This is a genomic window from Umezawaea tangerina, assembly GCF_003002815.1.
In the GTDB taxonomy this organism is placed as follows: domain Bacteria; phylum Actinomycetota; class Actinomycetes; order Mycobacteriales; family Pseudonocardiaceae; genus Umezawaea; species Umezawaea tangerina.
Window position 1 is genome coordinate 923,969 of sequence record NZ_PVTF01000001.1, and the last position, 21,420, is coordinate 945,388.

The following is a 21,420-nucleotide window of genomic DNA, read 5'->3' on the forward strand; positions in this document are numbered from 1 at the left end:
CACGGAGGGGGTGCATGGGGGTGCTCAGGGGAGTGCACGCCTGGCGTCACCTGGTGGCCGGATGAGTACCGGCAAGGAGCCGAACCGACTGCTGGCCGAGGTGATGCAGCAGGCCGGAGTGAGCAACAAGGGACTCGCCGCCAGGGTGCGCGAGCTCGCGGCCCGCGACGGCGAGACGATCTCCGCCGACCACGTCTCGGTCCGCCGCTGGCTGGACGGAACGAGCCCGAAGGCGGCCACTCAGTACTACATAGCGCTTGCCCTGGGCTCGAAGCTGGGACGGCCGGTAGCGCCCGAGGAAATCGGCTTCAACGGCAGCCTCCAGGCGGTCGGAGTCGACACGACCGCACAGGGCGCCGAGTACCCCGCGGACTCGGGCATCGCCGTAGACCTGCTGGGCAAGCTGACCTCCGCCGACCTCGAAGATCAGCCCACGTTGATCGGCTCCACCTGGTCGTCATCCGCGACGCCCGGAATCATCACCGGCTACCTGTTCAGCGACACGCTGCACGTTCCGGACAGCTCAGAACTGCTCCGGTCCGGTGGCCCAGCAGCACAGGCCATCCGCTCAACCGCCGCCCACTTCATGGACCTGGACTTCCACTACGGCGGCGGCCACGTCCGCAAGCTGCTGCTCTTCTACTTCAAGTCCGAGATCGCACCGCTACTGCGCCAATCGCACCCTGAGCACGTGCGCCGCGAGCTGTTCAGCGCCGCAGCCGAGGTTGCGCAGCTGCTTGGCTGGAGCGCCTACGACTCAGGCCGCCACGGCGCGGCACAGCGGTACTTCGTACAGGGCCTCAAGTTGGCGCGCGAAGCCAACGATCCGGTGATCGGCGGCCGGTTGCTGTCCAACCTTAGCCACCAGGCGAACTACCTCGGCAAGCACGCCGACGCCGTGCAGTTCGCCCGCGCCGCCCAGTCCGCCACACTCGGCAAGGCGACTCCCGCGGTCGCCTCGATGTTCCTCGCGATGGAAGCGCGTGCGCTGGCCAGCGGAGGCCACGTCAAGGAGTTCACCCGCGTGCTGTCGCAGGCCGAACAGCTTTTCGACCGCCACAGCCCCGACGACGAGCCAGAATGGGTCCGCTACTTCAACGCGGAGGAACTCGCGGGCGAGGCCGCACACGGCTTCCGCGATCTCGGCATGGCCGACGAAACCCGCCTGTTCGCCGAACGAGCCGTCAGCGCCGCTGGCACACCGCCGAGGACACGGGCGTTCATCGGCATGGTGAGCGCAGCAGGAGCGTTGACCAACGGCGACCTGGACGAGGCCGTAGCGCTGGCGATGGACGCTGTGGACCTGGCGGGCCCGTTGCAGTCGAGCAGGTACACCCGCTACCTGACCGACTTCTACGACAGCGTCAACCGCGCCCACGCCCGCCACCCGCTGACTGCCCGGTTGGCCGAAAGGATCTTGCAGCAATACCCGAACCTCACGCTTGGCTCAGCCGTTCTGCTGTCGCGGGTGGCCTAGAACGGCGTCCAAGCCGCCACAGGCTTACCAGCTCGGATGGTCCGCATCCGGGTTTCGTACTCGGCTGCGATCTCCTCGGACTCCAGGACGTTCTGCATGATCCACGTGGTCATGTTGATCTCGTTCACTGCCCGGAGCACATCGAACCCGCCCCATGCAGTCACGTCGAACCCGTAGACCTCGACGAACCGCGCGTACTCAGCGTCCGTCCACCAGCCCGCCGTCCGGTACTCCGTGGCCGTCGTCGCCAAGTCCCATTCGGGCTGTCCCCACGCGAAGCGCTCGAAGTCGATGAGCACCGGCCCGGAATCCGTGATCATCAGGTTCTGCACGTGCGCGTCCCCGTGCGTCGGAGCAGGCGATAGCGGGAACTCGACTGCGGCCAGCTCGGCTTCCAGGCGTTCGCAAGTCCCGAGCAACAGGCGCTTGTCAGCCGCCGACACCTGCGACGACTCGATCCGAGGACGGGCACGGTCGAGAACGTCCCGCTTCGGAAGCTGGAAACCCTCGGGAGCCTTGAGCGAGTGGAGGTCCCGAAGCAGTTCGGCAAGCACACCGACGTCCTGCCGAGCCCCGTTCCGACCGTCGATGTGCTCCCAGAAGGTCACCGGATGGTCGTCCACCTCCAACGGCTGAGGCAACTCCAGGACCTTCGCGGCAGGGTACCTGTGCGCCGTGAGCCACCCGGAGACCGCGACCTCTTTCGCCGCATCCGCCCAGTGGCTCATGTTCCTGCCGATGCGCGCCACGCAGGCCGAATCCGGCAGACGGAAAATCGCGTTCTCACCCAGCCGCAGAAGCTCGGCGTCCGCGGACTCCAGCCCAGCCGCGGCGCACGCCGACACGAGAACGGCCACCGCCGAAGTCGAGTCGAACCGGCCGCTGGTGTCCTTGGTCGCCACGCTGGCAAGGCTAGGGGAGCCAGGACGGGCCTGCTACGCGACCAGCATCGACGTCGTCAGCGGCTCCACCAGCCGTAGATGTCCCCAACCATCCATGTCCACACCGCCACGCAGCCCACAGCGGCCAGGATGATCAACGCCAACATGACGCCGCGATCCGCGACCACTCGACGTATCGGATGTTGGAGCGCAGCTTGCTCGCTTCACTTCCTTCCCCCGCAGCGGCCAGCCGCCAACGTTCGGCGCGGCTCTCGGCGGCGAGTTCCAGCGCGGCCAACCCATCTACCGCAAGGATTTCTGCCGCCTGTTCTCGGACCCGGCGGACCTCGTTGTTGGGGAGGACGAGGCATTGCTCAGGGATGCCGTTCACTTCTCCCGGCAACACGAGGTCGACAGGATCATCGAGTGTGCGCAAGCTCGGAAGACCTGCGTACAGGGCGAGACCATCCAGCCACAGTGTGGTTTGCGACGGCTCTTGGGCGCTGAACGGATTGCGGTGCAGCCGGTAGGTGACACCCACCTGGGCCAACAGATCGACTACCCCGATCTCCAAGGCGTCGCAGTAGTAGCCCAGCGATGTGGGGGAGGGGCCTCGCTGCCCGTTCTCGATCTTGGACACTGACGCGGTTGACATGGGGAACCGCTTGGTCATCTCCAGACCCGTGATCCCTCGCGCTTCTCGCAGTGCCCTCAGATGGCTTCCGAGCACTTGGTGGTAGTCGGCACGGTGAGCGGATCGGCGCGGTCGCTCCCGGTTCATCGGGGCAGCTCGGGAACCCTGCGACCGGCTCCGGACTCGCCGTACCAATCGGCCAAACCAGCTTGTGCCTCGTCGTTCCGCTCATCGGTGAGCGCATGGCATGACTCTGTGGGGTCGAGCACCACGGCGAGCAGCCCAGCTTCCTTCGCCACTCTCGTGAGGAATGCCGCCAGTTCCCGCGGACCGTCCGGCCCCCTCTGCGCGGTGATCACGAGAGTGCCGGGGTCCAGTTGCAGCCTCAGTGCGTAGGTGCCGGTCGATGGATCGCTGGCCACCTCGGCTACGGCGGCCGGTCCGGGCGTGAACTTGACCTGAACTGTCATGCGCTTCCCCTTCGCGTTGGAAGGCAGACAGGGGCGGGGGAGAGCGTCGGAGACTCTCCGGCCCAGGCGGGAGGCGTCCAAGCGCACGCCCCTGTCTGCACTGGGCCAGCAGGGCAGCAGCGCGCGTTGCACACGACCTGTCCACGTCGTGCCCCCGTAGGGCACTGCCCTGCTGACACCCTTGAGACTACAAAGTGCAATTACACTCTGTCGATACACCGAAGGTGTGGATGCTGGGGACGATCACCGCTACTAGGGTTCAGCCGTGGCAGCCAGGCAGAGCGGACCAACCAAGCGCAAGCGTCGACTCGGACAGCTCCTCCGCGAGCTACGCGAGAGCCAGAAGGTCACCGTCGAGGCCGTCATGGAACGCTTGCACTGCTCCGACGCAACGGTCAGCAGGTTCGAGACCGGCAAGGTCGGCATCAAACACAGCGACCTCGAAATCCTGCTCGCCTTCCTCAACGCGGACGACGACACCCGCCGCCTGGCGCTCGAGATGTGGGAAGACGCAAGGGAAACCGGCAAGCAGCCCGAGTACCTGAACGCCCTACCTCGCAAGTTCCGGGCGTACGTCAAGCTCGAAGCCGAGGCGTCGGTGAGCAAGGCGTGGCAGCCGCTGCTCATACCTGGCTTGCTCCAGACCGCGGCGTACTCCCGCGTCGTGCACGAGGCGGACAGGTTCGTCCTGCCTGCCAACGTTGAGAAGTCGGTTGCCGCCCGGACAAGTCGACAGCGACTCTTGATCGGCCCAGACCCGCTGCAACTGCACGCCGTGATGGACGAAGCGGTGATCCGGCGCAGGTACGGCGGTGTCGAGGTGATGCGTGAACAGCTCCTACACCTGTTGGAGTTGGCCGCCTATCCCAACGTCACGATCCAGATCATGCCGATGAACATCGGGCCCGCGGGCACTATGAGCGGTCCGATCTTGATCCTGGAGTTCCCTGACCCGGAGGACCCGCCCAACGTCTACCTGGAGCACCCGGCAGGAGGCGAGTGGGTCGAGGACCCATCAGCCGTAGCCGACTTCCAAGGCGTGTTTGATGGAGTCGTGTCGGCTGCTCTGAGCGCGTCGGAGACGGTCGAGTTGATCTCTGCGGTTCTCGCAGACCTGGATTGAGGTAGGGAGATGTGGCCACGATGGACCTGTCCGGCGTCGTATGGCGCAAGTCCAGCCGAAGCGGTGGCAACAACGAGTGCGTAGAAGTAGCCAGGACTCGCCAAGGGGTCGGGCTACGCGATAGCAAGGCCCCCGCCGCAGGAGCACTCGCCTTCGATGACAGCGGGTTCGCCAGCTTCATCCAGGCCGTGAAAACCGGAGGTCTCGACCGCTAGTCGCCTCGCCCCGCAGCAGGTGTGTTCAGAGTTTCTTTTCTTCATCAAGGCGGCCCCCTCCGGGGGCCGCTGGCCGTTGGTGCCCGTTCCGACGACGGAGACCGACGCCCCAAGCCGTCTGCCCCGCCCAAGGCCGCCTGGCGGCGTCCGGGCAGGGCAGGCAAGGAAGGGCGCCGCTTGCCGTCGTCGGAGGAGGCACGGCCAGCGTCCCCCGGAGGAAGCCACGGGAAGTCCCACCCAGCTCTAGGACTTGCCCTCGCCGGGCGGCAGGTCTCCGAGATGGTGGGGCCACGTCGACGCTCGCGTATCAGCGGGGGCCGGGGCACGCACCATCTCGTCGACCTCCCTGAGGGCAACCACACGCGTCAAGGGGGCCTACCCAGCGCACGGTCTCGTGTGGACGGATGAGCCCCCTTGACACGCGCGGTTGGGGCGAGCCAGGTCGACGAGATGGTGCGAGGCCCCTCAGCGGAGAGAATCGTGCAACGCGAGCGGCATCTTGCGTTGCCGTTTTGTAACTGAATCAGTTTGGCATCCTATGCATCTGAGTGGTTGACATGGCAATGGAACTAATTTTTAATGTAGATTACAGTAGTCGCCATGATCAACGACTCGGTTCCGTGGAAAGAAGAACTTTTGAATATTTCAAATAGGCTTGAAAAAAAGAAGGTGCAAAAACGTTGGACGGAACGCAGCTCTTTTATTGTCGAGCGTGATGTTATGGTCGGTGCATACGCTGTCAGAAAACTGTTAGAGGCCAAAAAAGTATCAGACAGACTTGCTGGTCAGGTATTTTCTGTCAGAAGTCATGCACTTGTGGGTGAAGTTCCGGATATGCGAAGTAGGTTCGAGTTCTGGGAGATTTATGACATTGACAACTTCAAGTCGATCGATCTTCCAATATGGAAAATTTGCAATCAAGTAATCCATAGTTGGAACTGGGTCATTTCTGTATCCGAAGATGCTGAGTTATTCGACGGAGTATTCATCAGCTCCGATCATCAGCGTCGGACATGTATCTACTTTATTGACGTCGATACTTTTATAAGGATGTTCAGGGAGATAGGAGATGAGCAAATAGTTTCTGCAGAAATGAGCTTAAATACCCATGGAGAGATGGACTGGACTAATGTTATTGGCATTCCTTGGAGTCAATGGTCCGATGGGAAAGATAGCGATTGACCTCTTCGTTAGAATCGATTTAAATGACGGAGCATTGCATTCTGTAAATCTAGGTATATATTCGACTTCGTTATTGGTTTACCAAGGTTGCCTCCGGTAAAGGGAAATACGGTGAAAAAAGTACCAGCCTGGGCATGGTTTGTCTTTGCGTTCGGCAGCGGGTTGGTGGGGCTTGGAGGATTTCTTCCCTCGGACTCGTATGCGCAGTCTGCTTCGCTCCAGTTGGGAAGTGTTGCCATGCTACTATTTCCTGTGGTTTTGGCTGAACGTGCGCTACTTTCCGCATTCATGGACAGGGTCGATGACAGCATTGCAATCCAAGAGTCGATAGTTCAAGAAGCGGTCGACAGCGGTACTGCTGTCCAGTTGGGAGCCCCTGAAGATCGCGATGAATCTGGACCTGTTGAACAGGAAGATGAGACTGAGCCGGTCAAAGAAGATGACGAGGGCGAGATTTCTGGTGTCGCGAGCCTAAATACTTTTAGGCAACTGGAAAACGCCTTGCTGCATGATGGCTGGGAAATGCGTATTAGGGGTGACCACAAGACGTACCGAAAAGGAAGTCAAAGAGTGGCTATCCCTTTGACCCCTATGCGGCCTTCTTTGGCTCTTCGGCGCGTTCAACGCGCACTTATTCAAATGGGTTATAAACCTGGTCGTAATCCGTAATCGTATGAATAGCGATAGGCTTTGAATGACGGTTGCTGTATTAGATCTCTGTTGAGGGCAACGGTTTCACTTATGTATAGACGCTTTATCGATTTGAGCCTTTGTCGATAGTATGTTATTTCGCCTTTTCGGGCAATATGTCAAGTGCTTCAAGTAGACGGCTAGCGTACGCATCACCAGCACGCTTTACCCATTGTGGCTTTACTGCTAGTAGCCAAAATGATAGGAACACAATCGAAATTCCAGAGATCAACACCAGAATGGTTGCGGGTGCGGAGATAAATTTACGTATCGCTGGAATAAAGCTCAATGCAGGCGCAACGGCCGCTACGGAGCATATTGAAACGCCTGCGCGTCGAAGTCCCAGCATATTTCGGCGAAACCCGTAGTGGCAACTCTCTTTAAAGATGAGAGGAAATTGCTCCGCATTCCGAGTAAGTGAGATAAGTCGAGATACGGCCGCGCCGTATTTTTCGTCAGCTTTTTTGGGGTTTCTTTTCTCGTCGGTCTTGTTGGGCATGTCGATGCCGGTTACACGTACTATTGCTGCATGCCTGTGTTCGAGAAGTATGGAGTTTGTATTTTGTCCATGCCGTAGCATTAACGTTGTTGGAGGGCCTCCCCACGACTTCCATAATTTCCCTTGAAGTCGATATCCGGAATCGCGGCCAAGTTGATTTATGAGCGTCAGCAAGCCGGCAGATACGGCAAGTAGCCAGAGTCTATTCCAATTAGCGAAGGCTGGAAACAGTAGTGCGGTTCCTGTGATCACGGGTAACGTTACGATCAGAACAGGTGCATGTCGTGCCCGCCGGGCATAAGTGTCGAATCGGCCACCTTGATTTAACTGTTGCTTCGCTTCCTCTGTCATTTCACTCCGTTCTGTGTATGGAAGAAGTGTGAACAGTGGTTAGAGGATTGGAAGGCTGGAAATCCTTTCACCCTTATGGTTGTCGACCCATACCTCACCATCATCCCAAATTGTGGCGATGATGGATCCCTGATATCTTGTGGACAAAACAGAATCCGCTACACGTGCGTAGTCTTGCGAGGCGTCAGTGCTCGGCTTTTTTCCGACAGAGCACACAACGATACTCGGGTCCATGGTCGTAACGGCCTCTTCGTGATAGCCGCTCTTTCTCCCGTGGTGGGCAGCTTTCAGGATATCGCACCGAAGAACGGATTTATCATTTGAATCCAAAATTGACGTCCAAGCTGCAGCTTCGGCATCGCCGGGAAGTATTACCCGTCTGCCACCGTAGGAAAGGCTGAGGACGTAAGAGCAGTCGTTATACGAGCCAGTGCGATTGCACTTTTCGATCAGAGAATCTGTTGGCGATAGTACCGATATTCCATCGCTAGTCCAGTAGTCTCCCATGTCTCCGTTGTATTTGTTAAGGACTTTTTGGTCAGTGTCATCCGGACCGTTCCCTTTGCGGAGGAGGGAGTACACGAGCCAGTCGACGTACGAGTACTTAAGAGAATTGAAATCTTCTTCGGAAATTTCTTTCTCGTGATCGACGTCCCAAAAGTTGATCAAAGGCACTTTCTCTTGCCAAAAGAATCGGTGCAGACCACTTAGGTGATCCATGTCTGGATGTGTTTGAATGTACCTAAAGACTGACTTTCCGTTGAAATTCTCCTTGTAGTACTCGAAGGGATCGACGAGAAGCGACTTGTAGTATTCTTCCCATGATCTTGACTGGAATCCCACCCCATGCTTGAAAGCGAATGTTGATAGCCCCTTGTTTTCAGCCAAAGCGGCGATGTCTTCTTCTGGTAGTGATGTCGAGTTGTTGATATCGATCATCATCAGGTTTCCTGACGGGAACTCGATAAACGTGCAATCACCGTGACCAACGTTTAGGAAATGGATTTTTAGCAACTTGTCACCTTTTCTTGTTGACAGGATCGGTAGTATTCCATCGCTCGGTTTGCATTGGTAGCATCTGTCTAAGTATGTGTGGGCGGTTCTGAATAATTCATTTTGGCGTGACAACTTCTCTTGGTCATTGTGCAACTGCCCTTTCTTATGAGGTGTGTTGTCAAACTCATCGGTTAACTGATGAACTGCGCTACGCCAATCGAGGAATTTCACTCGTTCGGCTCACAGTGATGACCGAGGGATCGAGTGCCGCCCAAGACGGTGACTCTTGGACATGTTTGGTACGCGCGCATGACATCTGAATCTGTATCGAGAAGGACCCGGCTTGGTCCTATCTGCGATAGGGGAGCGCCAGGTGGATACGTCCAATGTGGACCGATCTGGGCCGTCCTGAGGCCGTCAGACAGTGTCCGAAGACGCAAAACGACGCTGACCAACGAATTTATTTCCGCTGGTCAGCGTCGTTTTAGGCCCTAAATCAGGCCGCAGCCTTGGTCTCCCAGAAAATCTTGTCGATCTCTGCGGACTGGTCCGTGGCCTCGGCGGCGATCGGGCCGATCTCACCATGAGGTCGCGCGGCTCTACTGCGTAGATCGGATTCTCCGAGCCCGTTCCAGAAGGAGTTCAGCATCGTGGGGTTGGCCGAGGTCTTGCAGCACCATCGCGAGGTTGCCCAAGCGGATGGCGACGTGTGGGTGGTCGGGGCCGTGGGTGGCTTCGTCGATGGTGAGGGCGCGTTCGAGCAAGGGCTGGGCTGTGGCGGGTTGGCCGAGGCCTCGAAGCACCAGCGCGAGGTTGCTCAGGCGGATGGCGACCTTGGGGTGGTCGGGGCCGTGGGTGGCTTCACCGATGGCGAGGGCGCGTTCGAGCAAGGGCTGGGCTGTGGCGGGTTGGCCGAGGTCTCGAAGCACCAGGGCGAGATTGCTCAGGCTGACGGCGACGTGTGGGTGGTCGGGGTCGTGGGTGGCTTCGTTGATGGTGAGGGCGCGTTCGAGCAAGGGCTGGGCTGTGGCGGGTTGGCCGAGGTCTTGCAGCACCAAGGCGAGGTTGCCCAAGCGGATGGCGACCTTGGGGTGGTCGGGGCCGTGGGTGGCTTCACCGATGGCGAGGGCGCGTTCGAGCAAGGGCTGGGCTGTGGCGGGTTGGCCGAGGCCTTGCAGCACCATCGCGAGGTTGCTCAGGTCGATGGCGACGTGTGGGTGGTCGGGGCCGTGGGTGGCTTCGTCGATGGCGAGGGCGCGTTCGAGCAAGGGCTGGGCTGTGGCGGGTTGGCCGAGGCCTTGCAGCACCATCGCGAGGTTGCTCAGGCTGACGGCGACGTGTGGGTGGTCGGGGTCGTGGGTGGCTTCGTTGATGGTGAGGGCGCGTTCAGCCAGCGGCCGTGCCTGGCCAGCCAGGCCGATAGTCTGGAGATAGCTACTGGTCTGATTGAGCAGCCACAATGTTGTCTCGCGGGCGAGATCGGGAGTCGCGTGGTGGTGATGCAAGGCTGCCAGTACGTGCGGTAAGAGTTGTTGCCATCGAGGCCAGGCCGTGGGGTCTTTGTACACGCCTAGAGGTAGGTGCGCGTGTAGCAGGGCGAGTGTCCAAGCCAACGGGTGGTGCTCGCTGTCAGCGTCTGGTGTAGGTGACGTTGCGTGTTCGCGCACGGCAAGCTGCACCAAGCGGTGAACGGTAATGGTGTTCTGGTCTCGTTTGACCAGTGAGTAGTCGGTCAGGACTCCGACGACGTGACTGAGCGTGGCGGCGTTGGCCGCGTCCGCGTCCAACGGGGTAGGCAGGACTGCGCTGTTGGTCGTGAACAGCTCCATCGGCACAGCCTCAGGAGCGAGGTAAGAACACACGGCCAGCAGTTGTGCAGCCTGCGGGTTGTGTTCGTCAAGTCGGCGAAGACTCAGAGTCCAGAGCGTGTGCAGCGACCGGTCAGCAGTGCGCCGCTGACCGTCCTCGCCCTTGTCGGCGAGACCGTCCGGACTGGTCCGCAGTAACTGCAGATACTCGTGCGGTGGCATCCGGGACTGAGCGAGATAGGCCGCCGCCTGCTCCAGTCCCAGAGGCAGATCACCCAGCAGCTCGGCTAACTCGTCAGCCTGGTCGGCGGTCAGCACGGGTGATCTTCTGGCTAGCAGGGCGACGGATTCGCGACGGGCCATCGTGTCCAGGTCCAGTACCCCGCCGAGCGCATCGAACCCCGCGCGTCGAGTCGTGACCAGCACCTTGCCCGTGCCTGACGACGGCAAGAACGGGTGCAGGTCCGCGACGGACTCCGCGTTGTCGAACACCAACAACCACCGCGGCAGACCCCGCAGGTGCGACAGCACGACTTGTGCCGCATCGGCCACGTCTGCGGGCAGATCCAACCCCAACGCGCGTCCCAGGCCGCGCAGTTGGTCCGGGATCAGCGTCGGGTTCTCCGCCCCGATCCACCAGACCGCGTCCAGGCGGGCACAGTGCCGATGACAAAACTCTAACGCCAGCTGTGTCTTGCCGACACCACCCATCCCTCGCACCGCCTGCACCGCCACCCGTGACCGCGCTTTCAGCAACCGGTGCAGCTCACTCAGGTCGTTATCACGGCCAGTGAAATGCGGGTTCCGACTGGGTGCGTTCCACACCCTGGCCTGCACCGTGCTCCTGAGGGTCACAGTGGGGCGTTCGGGCTTTTCTCCAGGCGCCACGAACTGGACGACGATGCTGAGCAGCACCAGTACGCTGAACACCAGCCAGACCCGTGTCTGGTCCTTGAACCAGTCGGGGATCGCGTCCGAGGCGTAGTTGGTGACCAGGCCGACGGCAGCCCCCAGCAGGACAACCGCCACCACGTTGATCTTCACCTGACGCGACGCCATGACACCACTATCGAGCCCAACGTGCACTTCGTTCCAGCAGCCACACCGGGAAGGGCGCTCTGCTGCTCACTGCCTTGCCCGGAACTGCCGCTCAACGGCGCAACGAACGTTCGTCGATGGGGAGCCGCGGGCTAGTGGGTAAGGCGTCAGAGCACACCGCCAGTGCCCGTGACTGCCCTGGTCAGGGTGCTGCTGTGCAGCAGCCAAGTACAGCAACGACACCGGCCGATGGTGACCATGAGCGGCCAATATCGGTCGCCTGACCTCGACAAAGACCCGAGTCGACCAGCCCGCCGGTAGTTCGCATCGAGAAGGTCCGGGGTTCGATTCCCCGCAGCTCCACTCCACGGCAAAGGCCCGGACACTCCACAGTGTCCGGGCCTTTGTCATTGCGTACAGCAATGCGGTGCAGCAGCAGCAACTCCGCCGTCCCATCGTGACGGTGCTCCGCCTTACCTCGGCTCGGTCATGTCGGTGGGCCGGTGGGGATGGTCGTCCGCGTTCCGGTGCCTTTAGTGCAGGGCGGCCAGGGATGCCGGGGTGAACGGGGTGATGGTGGTGTCGTGGCCGTGGAGGATCTTGGTGGTCCAGGCGGGGTCGCCGAGGAGGGAGCGGCCGACGGCGATGATGTCGAACTCGTCCGCTTCGAGGCGGTCGAGGAGGGCGGTGATGCCGGTGGGGTTGGCGGTGCCGCCTGCGAGGCTGGACATGAACTCGGTGTCGAGGCCGACGGAGCCGACGGCGATGGTGGGTTTGCCGGAGAGCTCCTTGACCCAGCCCGCGAGGGTGAGGTCGGAGTCGGGGAACTCCGGGAGCCAGTAGCGGCGGGTGGAGGCGTGGAAGGCATCGGTGCCGGCGTCGACGAGGGCCATCAGGATGGTGGCGAGCTCGTCGGGGGTGTCGGCGATGCGGGCGTTGTAGTCGGTGGCCTTCCACTGGGACAGCCGCAGCACGACCGGGAAGCCGGGGGAGACCTCGGAGCGGATGGCGGTGACGACCTCGGCGGCGAAGCGGGTGCGGGACTTGAGGTCGCCGCCGTAGGCGTCGGTGCGGCGGTTGGTGGTCGCCCAGAGGAACTGGTCGATGAGGTAGCCGTGGGCGCCGTGGAGCTCGACGCCGTCGAAACCGAGGCGCTCGGCGGTGGCCGCCGCGGTGGCGAACGCCTCGACGACGGTGTCGATGTCCTTCAGCGTCATCTCCCGGCCCGCGCCCGCGGTGCCGTCCAGTCCCAGTCCGGAGGGGCCGATGGCGGGGGCGTCGGGGTAGGGCGGTTCGCCGGGGTTGCGGACCATGCCGACGTGCTGGAGCTGCGGCATGATCAGCCCGCCCGCCGCGTGGACGGCCTCGACGACCCCGGACCAGCCGGCGTGCGTGTCCTCGCCGTCCAGGCGCGACACCTGGTCGTGCTGCCCGGCCGACGGGTGGCCGATGTAGGTGCCGCCGGTGATGATCAGCCCGGTGCCGCCCGCCGCGCGGCGGGCGAAGTACGCGGCGACCTCCTCGCCCGGCACGCCGTCCGGTGACCCGACCCGTGTCATCGGCGCCATGGCGACGCGGTTCGGGATGGTGAGACCGCCGATGCGGACCGGGCGGGACAGGGCCTCGGCTGCGCGCGTGGACATGCTGGATCCAGCTCCTTGACCAGGGGAAACGGGCTCGCCGCCTCCGTTGTGGGGGATGTCGCCACGCTAAGACCTGACGTTGACGTCAGAGGCAAGTAACATGAGTGAGGGCACACCTGGGAGGCGTGATGCGGATCGGCGAGCTCGCGGCGAAGGCGGGCGTGAGCGTGCGGGCGCTGCGGTACTACGAGGAGCAGGGGCTGCTCGTGGCGGAGCGCAGCCCGAGCGGGCAGCGGCACTACCCCGACAGCGGGGTGGACCAGGTGCTGCTGATCCAGCAGCTGTACGCGGCGGGGCTGCCCAGCAGGTCGATCCGCGCGGTGCTGCCGTGCGTGGAGACGGGGGAGGCGACGCCGGAGCTGCTCGAGTGGTTCACGGCCGAACGGGACCGGATCGACCGGCAGATGAGGGACCTGGCGAGCGCGCGGGACCGGCTCGACTCGCTCATCGTCGGCGCCACCGCGGTCTGGCGGTCCGGCCGCCCCTGCCCGGCCCGGTGAGGCGGGACCGCGCGATCCGGCGGCTCCGGCCCGGTGCCGCGTCCGAAGTGGACTCGGGTGGTCCGGAGGTCAGGGCATCCGCGGCGTCGTTTTCGGCGTCGACATGTCGGGGTGGGATCGGCTGATCGGAACGGGGAAACGCGTTCCTCGGAACCGGTGGTGAACCGAGGACGGGAAAGGGTCGAAAGTCCTGTTTTCGGCCTGGTGCTCACCAGGGATTTTGGTACATCCGTGCTGGTTGCGCGGGTGCGATGCTCTTCGCGGGTGGGAAAAGGGGTGGTCGGACCGGGGTGGACGGCGTGCGGAGTGGCCATATCCGGTCCGATCCGCGGCGGAGCGTCCATTGAGGACCTGGGACGTACCGGAAGTGGCATTACGACCCGTCGGTGAATTTGTGCCCGACCGGCCACTGGTGAACCCCCACCCGCATAGGGTGGGGGCTGTCGAGAGGGGTGGTGGAGGTAGTGGGGCTGGCCGAGTCCTTGCTCGCATGGCTGCACGGCTGGGCACTGCCGCTCTGCCCCGGTGACTGGGCCTGGTCCGTCACCGCGCTGGGCGCGGTCGCCGGGCTGTTGCCGACCATCGCGGCACTGCTGGCGATCACGGTCCGCCGGGTCGTCGGCAACTCCTACGGGCCGGTCACCGGGGCGATCTTCGCCGCGCTCGGCGTGAGCAGCACCCTGGTGCTGCCGTGGCTGCTGTTCTCCGGCGCCGACGAGGTGCTGCGCAAGCGGACGATCGCGGGCACGCAGTCGTTGGACGAGACGCCGTGCGGGGTGTTCACCCAGTTCGACTACCTGGTCGGCGCCCGGTCGATCGGGCGGGTGATCAGCGACCCCGGTGGCACGCGGGTCGTGTTCCTGGTCGCGGCGGGCGTCACCGCGGTCCTCGCGCTGCTGTGCCTGCTGTTCGTGATGATGCAGGCCGGGTCCGCGTTCCGGCTCGGCCCGAACTGGCCGCGCCGGGTGTTCTGGCCGCCGTTCCTGGTGCTGCTGGTCGCCACCTCGTTGCTGCCGGTGACCCTGGTGGGCCATCTGCTCCTCGGATTCTTCCCGATTGCGCTGATCGGCTCATTCGTCGTGCGCATCTTCGGGTTGACTACGGCCATGTTGAACCGCCCCGGACGTGACCGAGGGAACGCGGCGCCGCAGCCCGCGGCCTCCCGCCAGTCCCCGCCTCCGCAGCCGTCCAACCACGGCCCGCAGAAGCCCCCGCCCTACCAGCCCGCGCAGGTCCCGCCGTACCGGCCCGCGGGGTCGCCGCCGCCCTACCAGCCGCACCAGCCCCCGCAGTCGCAGCCGCAGCCGGTGCAGAACCCGCAGCAGCCGCGGCAGTACCCGCCCACGCGGATCGCGGAGATGCCGCAGGGGCCCGCGCCGACCAGGGTCGAGCCTCCCAAGGGCCCCGCGCCCACGAGGGTGGAGCCGCCCAAGGGCCCGCCGCCCACGCGGGTGGAACAGCCCCAGGGGCCGCCGCCCACGCGGGTCGAGCACCCGCAGGGGCCGCCCTCCGGCGGGCAGCCGTTGTCGAAGCTCGCCGACACGCCGGGACCGCTGCCCTTCGGCCCCGGTGCCGCGTCCGCGACCCCGAACCCCGGTCCGAACACCGGTGAGGACAAGGTCTGGAACCCGGCCAGCGGCCGGTTCCGGCGGGTCCGCCAGCTGGGGCGCGGCGGGTTCGGGACCGTGTGGCTGGCCGTCGACACGCAGCTGGACCGCACGGTCGCGGTGAAGCTCGCCCACGCGCCGGACTCGGACACCGAGCAGCGGATGCTGCGCGAGGCCCGTGCGTTGGCGGCTGTGCGCCACCCCAACTGCGTGCGGGTGTTCGACATCATCCAGGACCCCGACGGGTTGGCCATCGTGATGGAGTACATCGACGGTGACCCCTTGTCGGACGTGGTCCTGAACAGCGGGCTGCTGGCCGACGCGCTGGCGGCCCGGTTGTGGGTGAACATGGCGGACGCGCTGGCGGCCGCCCACGAGCGCGGGGTGCTGCACCGGGACGTGAAGCCGTCCAACGTGATCGTGGACACCGGCGGGACGGCGCACCTGATCGACTTCGGCATCGCGCGGTCCAAGGGCGACAGCACCCTCACGGCCGCCGGGATGATGGTGGGGACACCGGACTTCCTGGCCCCGGAAACCGCCCGCGGCGACGCGGCCAGCCCGGCGTCGGACGCCTGGCAGCTGGCGGCGACGGTGAGCTACGCGCTGACCGGACACCCGCCCCGCGGCACCAGGGACAGCCCCATCTCGTCGCTGATGGCGGCGGCGCAGGGGGAGCCCAACGTGAAGCTGCCCACGCGCAGCGTGCACCACCGGTTGCTGCTGTCGGCGCTGGACGCGGACCCGAAGCGCCGGCCGTCGTTGGCGGCGATCCGGGGGGAGTTGAGTGGGTGGTTGTCGAATGCCGGGGTGAGTAAGGAGGGGCCGGTTACTCGGATGATCTCGAAGCCGGATCCGCCTACTCGGCCGGTTCGGTGATTGTTGTGGGGGGCCGCGGGTTTTAGGGCTCGCTTGTTCGGCTTGCGTTGTGGGTGAGGTGCCTCTACCCCGCTCGCCGAGTGTTCTATGGTCACCCAAGCTTGTCAAGACGATGAAGCTATCTTGACAAGCTTGGGTGACCATAGAGATGGCTTCGGATCGGGGTGCCGGGGTAAGTCTGGCTACGCCAGCATCGGACTGCGTCCGACAAGGCATCAGGCTGCGCCTGACCAAGCATCCTCGGCTTCGCCGTCGGACAAGGCGTCCTTGGCTTTGCCATCGGACAGGGCATCCGTGCTGCGCTGCGGACGAAGCGGTGGGGCGCTCCGCGCCGGATGCGTGGTGGCGGGCTGCGCCCGGCCGGGTGTCGGGCTGCGCCTGGTCAAGCATCGGGCTGTGCCCGACCAGGCAGCCGGTCTGTGTCCGGCAAGGTGGCTGAGCTGGGTTGTTGCGCGTGTCGGGTTGGGTGGGGTGGTGTGGTAACGAACGTCTGATCGTTCTCGACCAAAGCGGTGATTCCCGGAACCGCGAGGTGAGCGAGGTGGACGGTGTCGGCTGAGGAGAGTTGGCATGCTGCTCGGTTGATTCCCACCTCGGGCATCAACGGGGCGGAGGAGCAGGAGCGGCGGGCGACGTCGGCGTTGTTGGCGGTGATGTCGGCGGTGCGGGAGTTCGGGAGGGCGTTGACGCAGCCGTTGGGGGCGCCCGCGGCGGCGGTGCGGACGTTCATCGAGGTGCCGTTCGACCTGGAGGGGCGGAAGGTCGTACCGGACGGGTTGGTCAGGGTGGTGCGGGGGCAGCGGTCGTGGACGGCGCTGGTCGAGGTGAAGACGGGGACCAACGACCTGCGGCGGGAGCAGCTCGAGAACTACCTGGACGTGGCCAGGGAGAACGGGTTCGACGCGGTGGTGACGATCTCGAACGAGATCCCGGCGGTGCCCGGTCAGCACCCGACGCAGGTGGACCGGCGCAAGCTGCGGAAGGTCGCGCTGCACCACCTGTCGTGGACGGAGGTGCTCGGCGAGGCGGTGATGCAGAAGGAGCACCGCGGGGTGGCGGACCCGGACCAGGCGTGGATCCTGGGGGAGCTGATCAGGTACCTGGAGCACCCGCGGTCCGGGGCGATGGCGTTCGAGGACATGGGGGCGTCCTGGGTGCCGGTGCGCGAAGCGGTCGCGGCGGGCACGCTGCGACCGACGGACAAGAGCGCGTCGGAGATCGCCATGCGGTTCGACGCGCTGCTCCGGTTCGCCTCCTTGCAGCTCGGGCGCAGGCTGGGCACGGAGGTGACGCCCGCGTTGACGCGCAAGGAACTGGCGGACCCGCAGAGCCGCGTGGCGAAGCAGGTCGCGCAGCTGGTGGACGACGGGCGGCTCGCCGGCGGCATCCAGATCCCCGGCACGGTCGGCACGCTGCACGTCACCGCCGACCTGCGCGCGGGCCGGGTGCTGTGCCACGTGGACCTGGACGCCCCGAAGGAGGGGCGGCCCACCACCAGGATCAACTGGCTCGTCCGGCAGCTCAAGGACGCGCCCGGCTCGTTGCGGCTGGAGGCGTTCGCGCTGCACGGGCGCGGCGCGGGGGCCTCGGAGCTGCTCGCGTTCGTGCGGGACAACCCCGGTGTGCTGCTCGTCGAGCCGCAGAAGGAGATCCGCGGCTTCCGGATCGAGCAGTCCGGCCCGATGGGCGCGAAGCGCGGCACCGGGCGGGGCTCCTTCATCGACTCGGTGCTCGGGTGCGTGACGGCGTTCTACGAGGAGGTCGTGCAGACCCTCAAGCCGTGGTCCGCCACGCCGCCGAGGATCCGGCCCGAAGAGGACTTCGCGCCACCGGCGGACGTCCCCGTGGCGCTCGTCTCGACCGCCCCCTCCTCGCAGGACGGGGTGGACACGATCCGGATGAGCGGCAGCCTGCTGTAGTCGGTTCACAGCACCCAGTGAACCGACGACCACCGACAAGAACGGGCCTCCGGGTTGTCACCCGATCAGGTGGAGTCAGCTCCAGGACGGCAGCCAGCGCTGCGCTTCCCACATCTCCGGCGTGATCGGGTTGCCGTTCAGGATCGGCCACAGCCACACGAAGTTCGCCACCACCAGCCCCACGTACAGGGCCACGGCGAGCATCCCGGTGCCGCGCCTCTCCTTGCCCGCCACCACCGGCCCGAGCACGTGCCCGAGCGCCAACGTGATCAGCAGGACCAGGAACGGCGCCATCGGCGTGACGTAGAAGAAGTACATCTGCCGGTCCAGGTTCAGGAACCACGGCAGCAACCCGGCCATGTAGGCCACCAGGACGCCCGCGTACCGCCAGTCCAGGCGCGCGATGGACCGCCACAGCGCCCACCCGATCGCCGGGAACGCCAGCCACCACATCGCGGGCGTGCCGATCAGCATGATCGCGCCGACGCAGCCCGCCTGGCCGCAGCCCTGCACGGAGCCCTCGAAGTAGTAGAGCATCGGCCGCAGCCCCATCGGCCACGTCCACGGCTTCGACTCCCACGGGTGCCGGTTCTTGTCCGAGGTCACCAGGTGGCTGTGGAAGTCGAGCACGTTGCCGCTGTAGTACCAGAGCGCCCGCAGCGCCTCCGGCACGAACGAGTCCTTGCCGATCTTCACGCCCGCCACGTGCCGGTCGACACCGGTCTCGCTGGCGAACCACGCCCACCACGTGCCCAGGTACACCAGGATCGGGATGACCAGCAGCGCCACCAGCGACGGCAGCAGGTCCCGCACGACCGTGCCGAGCCACGGGCTGCGCACCCCCGCCTGCCGCCGGGCCAACGCGCTCCACACCACCGACAGCACGCCGAACGCGGCCACGTACCAGAGACCGGACCACTTCACGCCGCACGCGAGCCCGACCGCGACGCCCGCCCCGAACCGCCACCACCGGAACCCGAGCCACGGCCCGTACGGCGAGTTGTCGATCCACCCCTCGCGCACGGCCTCCGCCAGCCGGGTCCTCATCTGGTCGCGGTCGACCAGCAGGCAGCCGAACGCGATCACCACGAACACGGCCAGGAAGATGTCGAGCATCCCCATCCGCGACTGCACGTGCGACACCCCGTCGCAGATCAGCAGCACACCGGCGATGGCGCCGAGCAGGTCGGACCCCGTCAGCCGCCGGGCGATCCGGATGACGAGCAGGATGCTGACCGTGCCCGCGACCGCGGAGGCGAACCGCCACCCGAACCCGTCGTAGCCGAACATCCACTCGCCCAGCCCGATGAGCTGCTTGGCCAGCGGCGGGTGCACGACGAGCTCGTAGCCGGGGTTGTCCTCGTAGCCGCCGTTGCGCACGACCTGCGCGGCCTGCGGCACGTAGTGCTTCTCGTCGAAGATCGGCGTGCCCTTGTCCGTCGGGAACCCGAGGTTCCAGAACCGGACCAGGCCGCCGACGAACGCGACGGACAGGGTCATCAACCAGCCGCGCCACCGGTTCGCCGGCACGCGCGGCATCAGTGCCGCGGCCCGCTCCTCGCGGTCGGCGCCTTCCGGACGCGACGTGGGCGGGACGTCGCCGACGTCGACCACGTCGTCTGGTGACTGCGGGGCGAGGAGGCTCACGGGTGCGATCGTAGGGTGAAGGTTGTGAGTCCCGTATCTGGATCAGGCCGTTTGGTTCTGGCAGCCACCCCGCTCGGCGACGTCCGCGACGCCTCCCCGCGGCTCGTGGAGGCGTTGCGGACCGCCGACGTCGTGGCGGCCGAGGACACCCGCAGGCTGCACTGGCTGGCGTCCGCGCTGGACGTGAAGCCCACCGGCCGGGTGGTCAGCTTCTACGACCAGGTCGAGGTGAGCAGGCTTCCGGGGCTGGTGGAGGCGATGCGCGCGGGCTCCACGGTGCTGCTGGTGACCGACGCGGGCATGCCGAGCGTGTCCGACCCTGGCTACTCGCTGGTGGCCGCGTGCGTGGCCGAGGACCTGCCCGTCACGTGCCTGCCGGGCCCGTCGGCGGTGACGACGGCGCTGGCCGTGTCGGGGCTGCCGTGCGACCGGTTCGCCTTCGACGGGTTCCCGCCGCGCAAGCAGGGGGAGCGGCGCAAGTGGTTCGCGGCGCTCAAGACCGAGCCGCGGACCGTCGTGTTCTTCGAGTCGCCGCACCGGATCGCCGACACGCTGGCCGACGCCGCGTTCGTGCTGGGGGCCGACCGGGCGGCCGCGGTGTGCCGCGAGCTGACCAAGACCTACGAGGAGGTCCGGCGCGGCGGCCTCGGCGAGCTGGCCGAGTGGGCCGTCGACGGCGTGCGCGGCGAGATCACCGTCGTGCTGTCCGGCGCCGAGCCGTCGCAGGCCCCCACCGACCTGGCGTCGCTGGTCGCCGAGGTGCGGCAGCGGGTCGCCGACGGCGAACGGATGAAGTCCGCCGCCGCCGAGGTCGCCGAGGCCGCGGGCGTGAGCAAGAAGGCGTTGTACGACGCGGCCGTCAGCGGTCGCTGAGCACGAACTCCACGACCTGGGTCACCCTGGTCCGCGCACGGGCCGCGGAGACCTCCACCGGCTGCGCGGTCAGGACGACGACCGCGTACCGGTTGTCCGGCCCGACCAGGCCGGTGGAGTGCGTGGTCCGGTGGTCCGAGCAGCACGACCAGCCCTGCTTCGCCGCCCACCCCCGGTCGCCCGCCACGGCCGGGACGCCGAAGACCTGGTCGAAGCCGTCCGCGCCGCGGTCGGTCATCCCGTGCAGCCCCTTGAGCACCACGGCGCCGAGGGGGTCGTCGAGCAGGAACCGGTAGATCCGCACCAGGTCCGCCGCGGTGACCGTCGTGGCGCCCCACTGGTCGGGGTCCTCCGGCGGCCGGGTGCCCACCAGCCCGATCGCGGTCGCCCACGTGGTCACGATCCGCGGCCCGCCGCCCTCCGACCACATCCGGCTCGCCTCGTCGTCGTCACTGGTCGCGAGCATGTGCGCGACCGTCGGATCGGACTCCCGGTGGTCGGCCAGCGCGTCGAGCGCGATCAGGATCTTGACCAGCGACGCGGAGTCGAACTCCTGGTCCGGGTTGACCGAGACCACGTCCTCGCCCGTCGTCAGGTCCCGCACGACCACGCCGAGCCCGATCCCCTCGGCCAGCTCGTCGAGACCACCCGGCGACCGAGCGGGCTCGACGGGTGGCACGGGTTCGACGGCCGATGGGGGTTCGACGGCCGGTGGGGGAGGGTCCTCGCGCACGACCCTGGTCGCCGTGGCCTCCACGGGCGTCCGCGGCACGTCGCCCGTGCCGAGCAGGGTCGCGGTCATCGCCACCGCCGCGCCGCCGACCGCCGCGGCGCCGAGCCACCACCGTTTTCCGCCCATACCAGGACCGATGGATCGACCGGTCCCGGAAGTTGACCGTATTCCACTGCAACCTTTCGCGAGGTCAGCGCGTAGCGACCGACATTATGTGACGCAGATCACTCGCGGCGGGGCTGTGTCGGACGACCG

General features: G+C 65.4%; 18 protein-coding genes. 9 read left to right on the plus strand and 9 right to left on the minus strand.

Annotation, left to right across the window (positions count from 1 at the left end; all coding sequences use genetic code 11):
• The first annotated feature begins 61 nt into the window (after nucleotides 1-61).
• Nucleotides 62-1,477 carry an NsdA family TPR-like regulatory protein gene (locus CLV43_RS04440; protein WP_106185614.1) on the plus strand — a complete coding sequence of 472 codons (1,416 nt, stop codon included), beginning with the start codon at nucleotides 62-64 and terminating at the stop codon, nucleotides 1,475-1,477.
• Here CLV43_RS04440 and CLV43_RS04445 read toward each other — a convergent pair.
• The 3 genes from CLV43_RS04445 to CLV43_RS04455 all read right to left on the minus strand — a co-directional run bounded on the left by CLV43_RS04445 (nucleotide 1,474) and on the right by CLV43_RS04455 (nucleotide 3,462).
• Complete coding sequence (locus CLV43_RS04445; protein ID WP_106185615.1) at nucleotides 1,474-2,379, minus strand: phosphotransferase family protein; 906 nt, start codon at nucleotides 2,377-2,379, stop codon at nucleotides 1,474-1,476. The genes CLV43_RS04440 and CLV43_RS04445 overlap by 4 nt on opposite strands.
• A 133-nt stretch (nucleotides 2,380-2,512) precedes the next feature.
• Nucleotides 2,513-3,139 carry a helix-turn-helix domain-containing protein gene (locus CLV43_RS04450; protein ID WP_106185616.1) on the minus strand — a complete coding sequence of 209 codons (627 nt, stop codon included), beginning with the start codon at nucleotides 3,137-3,139 and terminating at the stop codon, nucleotides 2,513-2,515.
• Entirely contained in the window at nucleotides 3,136-3,462 is a 327-nt protein-coding gene (locus tag CLV43_RS04455) for a hypothetical protein (protein WP_106185617.1), read from the minus strand. The genes CLV43_RS04450 and CLV43_RS04455 overlap by 4 nt, the downstream gene beginning before the upstream one ends.
• Before the next feature lie 265 nt (nucleotides 3,463-3,727).
• Here CLV43_RS04455 and CLV43_RS04460 point away from each other — a divergent pair, with 265 nt between their 5' ends.
• From CLV43_RS04460 to CLV43_RS46970, 4 genes are all read left to right on the plus strand, one after another.
• A complete protein-coding gene (locus CLV43_RS04460; protein WP_106185618.1) occupies nucleotides 3,728-4,585 on the plus strand; it encodes a helix-turn-helix domain-containing protein in 858 nt (285 codons plus the stop codon).
• A 20-nt stretch (nucleotides 4,586-4,605) separates the two neighbouring features.
• Nucleotides 4,606-4,800, plus strand: coding sequence for a DUF397 domain-containing protein (locus tag CLV43_RS04465; RefSeq protein WP_106186010.1), 195 nt, complete (start codon nucleotides 4,606-4,608; stop codon nucleotides 4,798-4,800).
• Between the two features lie 600 nt (nucleotides 4,801-5,400).
• A complete protein-coding gene (locus CLV43_RS46965) occupies nucleotides 5,401-5,982 on the plus strand; it encodes a hypothetical protein (protein WP_146174637.1) in 582 nt (193 codons plus the stop codon).
• A 111-nt stretch (nucleotides 5,983-6,093) separates the two neighbouring features.
• On the plus strand, nucleotides 6,094-6,651 hold the full coding sequence (locus tag CLV43_RS46970) for a hypothetical protein (RefSeq protein ID WP_146174638.1): 558 nt from the start codon (nucleotides 6,094-6,096) through the stop codon (nucleotides 6,649-6,651).
• Nucleotides 6,652-6,766: 115 nt separating this feature from the next.
• On the opposite strand, the gene CLV43_RS46975 is transcribed toward CLV43_RS46970, so the two are convergent.
• The 4 genes from CLV43_RS46975 to CLV43_RS04475 form a co-directional block, all read right to left on the minus strand.
• Entirely contained in the window at nucleotides 6,767-7,522 is a 756-nt protein-coding gene (locus tag CLV43_RS46975; protein ID WP_146174639.1) for a hypothetical protein, read from the minus strand.
• A 39-nt stretch (nucleotides 7,523-7,561) separates the two neighbouring features.
• The gene (locus CLV43_RS46980) at nucleotides 7,562-8,464 is read right to left on the minus strand and encodes a ComEC/Rec2 family competence protein (protein ID WP_146174640.1); all 903 of its coding nucleotides are present in this window, start codon (nucleotides 8,462-8,464) and stop codon (nucleotides 7,562-7,564) included.
• A gap of 653 nt (nucleotides 8,465-9,117) precedes the next feature.
• Nucleotides 9,118-11,385 (minus strand): FxSxx-COOH system tetratricopeptide repeat protein, encoded by a 2,268-nt coding sequence (fxsT, locus tag CLV43_RS04470; protein ID WP_106185619.1) that lies wholly within the window; start codon nucleotides 11,383-11,385, stop codon nucleotides 9,118-9,120.
• Between the two features lie 512 nt (nucleotides 11,386-11,897).
• Nucleotides 11,898-13,007 carry an NADH:flavin oxidoreductase gene (locus tag CLV43_RS04475; RefSeq protein WP_106185620.1) on the minus strand — a complete coding sequence of 370 codons (1,110 nt, stop codon included), beginning with the start codon at nucleotides 13,005-13,007 and terminating at the stop codon, nucleotides 11,898-11,900.
• A 128-nt stretch (nucleotides 13,008-13,135) separates the two neighbouring features.
• Here CLV43_RS04475 and CLV43_RS04480 point away from each other — a divergent pair, with 128 nt between their 5' ends.
• The 3 genes from CLV43_RS04480 (at nucleotide 13,136) to CLV43_RS04490 (ending at nucleotide 17,912) form a co-directional block, all read left to right on the plus strand.
• A complete protein-coding gene (locus CLV43_RS04480) occupies nucleotides 13,136-13,507 on the plus strand; it encodes a MerR family transcriptional regulator (RefSeq protein ID WP_106185621.1) in 372 nt (123 codons plus the stop codon).
• 452 nt (nucleotides 13,508-13,959) lie between these two features.
• A complete protein-coding gene (locus tag CLV43_RS04485; RefSeq protein WP_106185622.1) occupies nucleotides 13,960-15,993 on the plus strand; it encodes a serine/threonine protein kinase in 2,034 nt (677 codons plus the stop codon).
• A gap of 581 nt (nucleotides 15,994-16,574) precedes the next feature.
• Nucleotides 16,575-17,912 carry a hypothetical protein gene (locus CLV43_RS04490; protein WP_211304212.1) on the plus strand — a complete coding sequence of 446 codons (1,338 nt, stop codon included), beginning with the start codon at nucleotides 16,575-16,577 and terminating at the stop codon, nucleotides 17,910-17,912.
• A 75-nt stretch (nucleotides 17,913-17,987) separates the two neighbouring features.
• Here CLV43_RS04490 and CLV43_RS04495 read toward each other — a convergent pair whose 3' ends face one another.
• Nucleotides 17,988-19,559: a dolichyl-phosphate-mannose--protein mannosyltransferase gene (locus CLV43_RS04495; protein ID WP_245886114.1), complete on the minus strand. Its 1,572-nt coding sequence runs from the start codon at nucleotides 19,557-19,559 to the stop codon at nucleotides 17,988-17,990.
• A 51-nt stretch (nucleotides 19,560-19,610) separates the two neighbouring features.
• Between CLV43_RS04495 and rsmI the strand changes: the two genes are divergently transcribed.
• Complete coding sequence (gene rsmI / locus CLV43_RS04500; protein WP_425445720.1) at nucleotides 19,611-20,432, plus strand: 16S rRNA (cytidine(1402)-2'-O)-methyltransferase; 822 nt, start codon at nucleotides 19,611-19,613, stop codon at nucleotides 20,430-20,432.
• On the opposite strand, the gene CLV43_RS04505 is transcribed toward rsmI, so the two are convergent.
• Nucleotides 20,419-21,291 carry a serine hydrolase gene (locus tag CLV43_RS04505; protein ID WP_211304213.1) on the minus strand — a complete coding sequence of 291 codons (873 nt, stop codon included), beginning with the start codon at nucleotides 21,289-21,291 and terminating at the stop codon, nucleotides 20,419-20,421. The two genes, rsmI and CLV43_RS04505, sit on opposite strands and share 14 nt — an antisense overlap.
• Nucleotides 21,292-21,420 lie beyond the last annotated feature (129 nt).

Excerpts from the sequence above, each read along its gene's own strand:
- CLV43_RS04440 (WP_106185614.1), top strand. The coding sequence starts at position 62 with ATGAGTACCGGCAAGGAGCCGAACCGACTGCTGGCCGAGGTGATGCAG.
- CLV43_RS04450 (WP_106185616.1), bottom strand. The coding sequence starts at position 3,139 with ATGAACCGGGAGCGACCGCGCCGATCCGCTCACCGTGCCGACTACCAC.
- CLV43_RS04455 (WP_106185617.1), bottom strand. The coding sequence starts at position 3,462 with ATGACAGTTCAGGTCAAGTTCACGCCCGGACCGGCCGCCGTAGCCGAG.
- CLV43_RS04465 (WP_106186010.1), top strand. The coding sequence starts at position 4,606 with ATGGACCTGTCCGGCGTCGTATGGCGCAAGTCCAGCCGAAGCGGTGGC.
- CLV43_RS46965 (WP_146174637.1), top strand. The coding sequence starts at position 5,401 with ATGATCAACGACTCGGTTCCGTGGAAAGAAGAACTTTTGAATATTTCA.
- CLV43_RS46975 (WP_146174639.1), bottom strand. The coding sequence starts at position 7,522 with ATGACAGAGGAAGCGAAGCAACAGTTAAATCAAGGTGGCCGATTCGAC.
- CLV43_RS46980 (WP_146174640.1), bottom strand. The coding sequence starts at position 8,464 with ATGATGATCGATATCAACAACTCGACATCACTACCAGAAGAAGACATC.
- fxsT (WP_106185619.1), bottom strand. The coding sequence starts at position 11,385 with ATGGCGTCGCGTCAGGTGAAGATCAACGTGGTGGCGGTTGTCCTGCTG.
- CLV43_RS04475 (WP_106185620.1), bottom strand. The coding sequence starts at position 13,007 with ATGTCCACGCGCGCAGCCGAGGCCCTGTCCCGCCCGGTCCGCATCGGC.
- CLV43_RS04480 (WP_106185621.1), top strand. The coding sequence starts at position 13,136 with ATGCGGATCGGCGAGCTCGCGGCGAAGGCGGGCGTGAGCGTGCGGGCG.
- CLV43_RS04505 (WP_211304213.1), bottom strand. The coding sequence starts at position 21,291 with ATGGGCGGAAAACGGTGGTGGCTCGGCGCCGCGGCGGTCGGCGGCGCG.